This is a genomic window from Streptomyces sp. NRRL S-118 (assembly GCF_000716335.1).
Classification (GTDB): Bacteria; Actinomycetota; Actinomycetes; order Streptomycetales; family Streptomycetaceae; genus Streptomyces.
The window spans coordinates 1-3,114 of sequence record NZ_KL591052.1 but is presented as its reverse complement, the minus strand read 5'-3'; the positions used below and the strand labels follow the sequence as shown (position 1 = coordinate 3,114).

1 protein-coding gene is annotated in these 3,114 nt (G+C 74.8%); it reads right to left on the bottom strand.

What is annotated here, in order from left to right:
* Nucleotides 1–3,114, bottom strand: a 3,114-nt coding sequence (locus IH00_RS38530) for an SDR family NAD(P)-dependent oxidoreductase (protein WP_039947870.1), incomplete at both ends; no start/stop codon positions are given.

Genomic DNA, 3,114 nt, shown 5'->3' with positions numbered 1-3,114 from the left:
CGAACGCCGACAGGTCCATGCGGGAGGTCAGCTCGTGCAGGTGCCACGCGGCATCCAGCTTGGGGCGCATGACGTGGTCGATCTGCGCGGGGCTGAGCGACTCGATGACGCCGTCGGCCAGCACACCGGCGGTGTGGATCACCGCGGTGAGCGGGCGGTCGAGCGAGTCGAGCAGGTGGGCGAGCTGGTCGCGGTCGGACACGTCGCAGGCGGCGACGCGGGCCTGGGCGCCGAGTGCGGCGAGTTCGGTGACCAGTTCGGCGGCGCCGTCGGCGGCCGGGCCGCGCCGGCTGACCAGCAGCAGGTGGCGGGCACCGCGCCGGGTGACGAGGTGCCGGGCGAACAGGGCGCCCAGGCCGCCGGTGCCCCCGGTGACGAGCACGGTCCCCTCGGGGTCGAGGGGTGCGGGCACGGTCAGCACGACCTTGCCGACGTTGCGGCCCTCGCGCAGGTAGCGGAACGCCTCCTGTCCGCGGCGTACGTCCCAGGAGCGGATCGGCGAGGGGGTCAGCACTCCGCCGGCGAACAGTTCGGCGATCTCGACCAGCATCTGCTGGATGCGGTCGGGTCCCGCCTCCATCAGGTCGTACGAGCGGTAGCGCACGCCGGCGCTCCGGTGGGCGACGGCCTCGGGGTCGCGGATGTCGGTCTTGCCCATCTCGATGAAGCGGCCGCCCCGGGGCAGCAGTTCCAGTGACGCGTCGACGAACTCGCCCGCGAGGGAGTTGAGCACCACGTCCACGCCGGCACCACCGGTGGCGGCGCGGAGGGCGTCGCGGAAGCCGAGGTCGCGGGAGGAGGCGATGCGCTCCGCGGGGACGCCGAGGGCGCGTACGGCGTCCCACTTGGCGGGGCTGGCGGTGGCGAAGACCTCGGCGCCCCAGTGGTGGGCCAGTTGTACGGCGGCCATGCCGACGCCACCGGCGGCGGCGTGCACGAGCAGCTTCTCGCCCTCGCGCAGGCCGGCCAGGTCGACCAGGCCGTAGTACGCGGTCAGGTAGACGACGGGGATGGCGGCCGCCTCGGCGAAGGTGAGGCGTTCCGGCATGCGGGCGACGGTCTTGCGGTCGGCGACGGCGACGGGGCCGAAGGCGTCCATCACCAGGCCGAACACGCGGTCGCCGGGCCGGAGGTCGGTGACCGCGGAGCCGACCTCGAGGACGACGCCCGCCGCCTCGCTGCCCAGGGGTGCGTCGCCCGGGTACATGCCGAGAGCGATGAGCACGTCGCGGAAGTTGAGGCCGGCGGCGCGGACGGAGATGCGGACCTCGCCGACGCCCAGCGGGCGGGCGCCGTCGGAGGGCACGACGGCGAGGTTCTCCAGGGAGCCCTTCTCCGTGCTGGCCAGGCGCCACGCCGCACCGGACGGTCCGGCGACCGGCCGTCCCAGGCGGGGGGCGAGGAGCGCGCCGCCGCGCACGGCCAGCTGCGGCTCGTCCAGCCCGGTCAGGGAGCTCCAGTCGGGCTGGGCGCCGCCGTCCGTGTCGACCAGGACGAAGCGGCCGGGGTGCTCGGTCTGCGCGCTGCGCAGCAGACCCCACGCGGGGGCCTGGGCGAGGTCGACGGATTCCGCGCCGACGGCGACGGCGTGCCGGGTCACCGCCACCAGGGTCGCCTCTCCGAGCCACTCGCTGGCGAGCCACCGCTGGGCCAGGGCGAGGGTGTGCTCGGCCACCAGGTGTGCGGCGTGGACGGGATCGTCCCCGGCCGGGGTCTCGATCTCGGCGAGGACGACGTCCGCGCCCGCGGCGCCGTCGGCGAGCGCGGCTTCGAGGGCGGGCAGGTCGGCGTAGCGCTCACCGGGTGCGTCGAGGTCGCCGAGGACCACGACGCGGGCCGGGGAGGACGTTCCGGTGACGGGCGCCCACTCGAGCTGGAACAGCGTGTTCTGCTCGCCCTGGGCACGCCCGAGCTGCGCCGGGTCGACGGGGCGCACGGCGAGGCTGTCGACCGCGACGACCATGTCGCCGTTCTCGTCGGCGATGTCGACACTGAAGGCGGACTCGCCCGCGTTGCCGATGCGGACGCGCACCCGGGAGGGCGCGGTGTTTCCGCACCGTACGCCGGACCAGGAGAACGGCAGGTCCGGGGCGGACGCGGTGTCCTTGTCCACCATGCCGGCGTGCAGGGCGGCGTCGAACAGCGCCGGGTGGATGGCGTACCCGTCGAGAGCGGTGCCGGCGATGTCGTCCGGGAGGGCGACCTCGGCGTACACGTCGGTGCCGCTGCGCCACACGGCCTGCACGCCCTGGAACAGCGGGCCGTAGTCGAGTCCGATGTCGGCCAGTCGCTCGTAGAGGGCGTCGGCGGAGGACTCGACGGCGGCGATCGGCGGCCAGGCGGCGGGGAAGGGCGTCGCGGGCGCGGCCTCGGGGGCGAGCCAGCCGCGTGCGTGCCGGACGACCTGGCGTTCGCCGTCCGGTCCGGTTGCGGTCTCGGCCAGGGAGTGGAGGGTGACTTCGCGCCGGCCGTCCTCACCGGGCCGGCCGACGGTGACCCGGATGTGCCGGGCGGAGCCCTCGTCGAGGGTCAGCGGGGATTCGAGGACGAGCTCGTCGAGGAGTTCGCAGCCGAGGTGGCGGGCCGCGGCGAGGACGAGTTCGACGAGCGCGGCGCCCGGCACGATCACCGTGCCCAGCACCACGTGGTCGCGCACCCACGGCTGCGACTCGGTGGAGAAGCGGCCGGAGAACACCCATTCGTCGCGGTCGGCGACCTCCACGGCCGCCGCGAGGACGGGGTGCCGCATCCGGTCGAGGCCGGCCGCGGCGACGTCACCACCCTGCGCCGAGGGCGTCAGCCAGTACTTCTCCCGCTGGAAGGCGTAGGTCGGCAGGTCGACGCGCTGGGCACCCGTGCCCGCGTAGACCGCGTCCCAGTCGACCTTCACACCGACGGTGTGCGCCTGGCCGAGGGAGAGCAGGAAGCGGGCCAGTCCGCCTTCGCCCCGGCGCAGCGACCCGACGACGGCCACCCGGCCGACGGCGTCCTGCGCCTCGACGGTGTCCTCGACCGCCATCGTCAGCACGGGGTGCGGCGACACCTCGACGAAGCAGCCCATGCCCTTGTCGATGAGGCTGCGGATGGCGGGTTCGAACCCGACCTGTCCGCGCA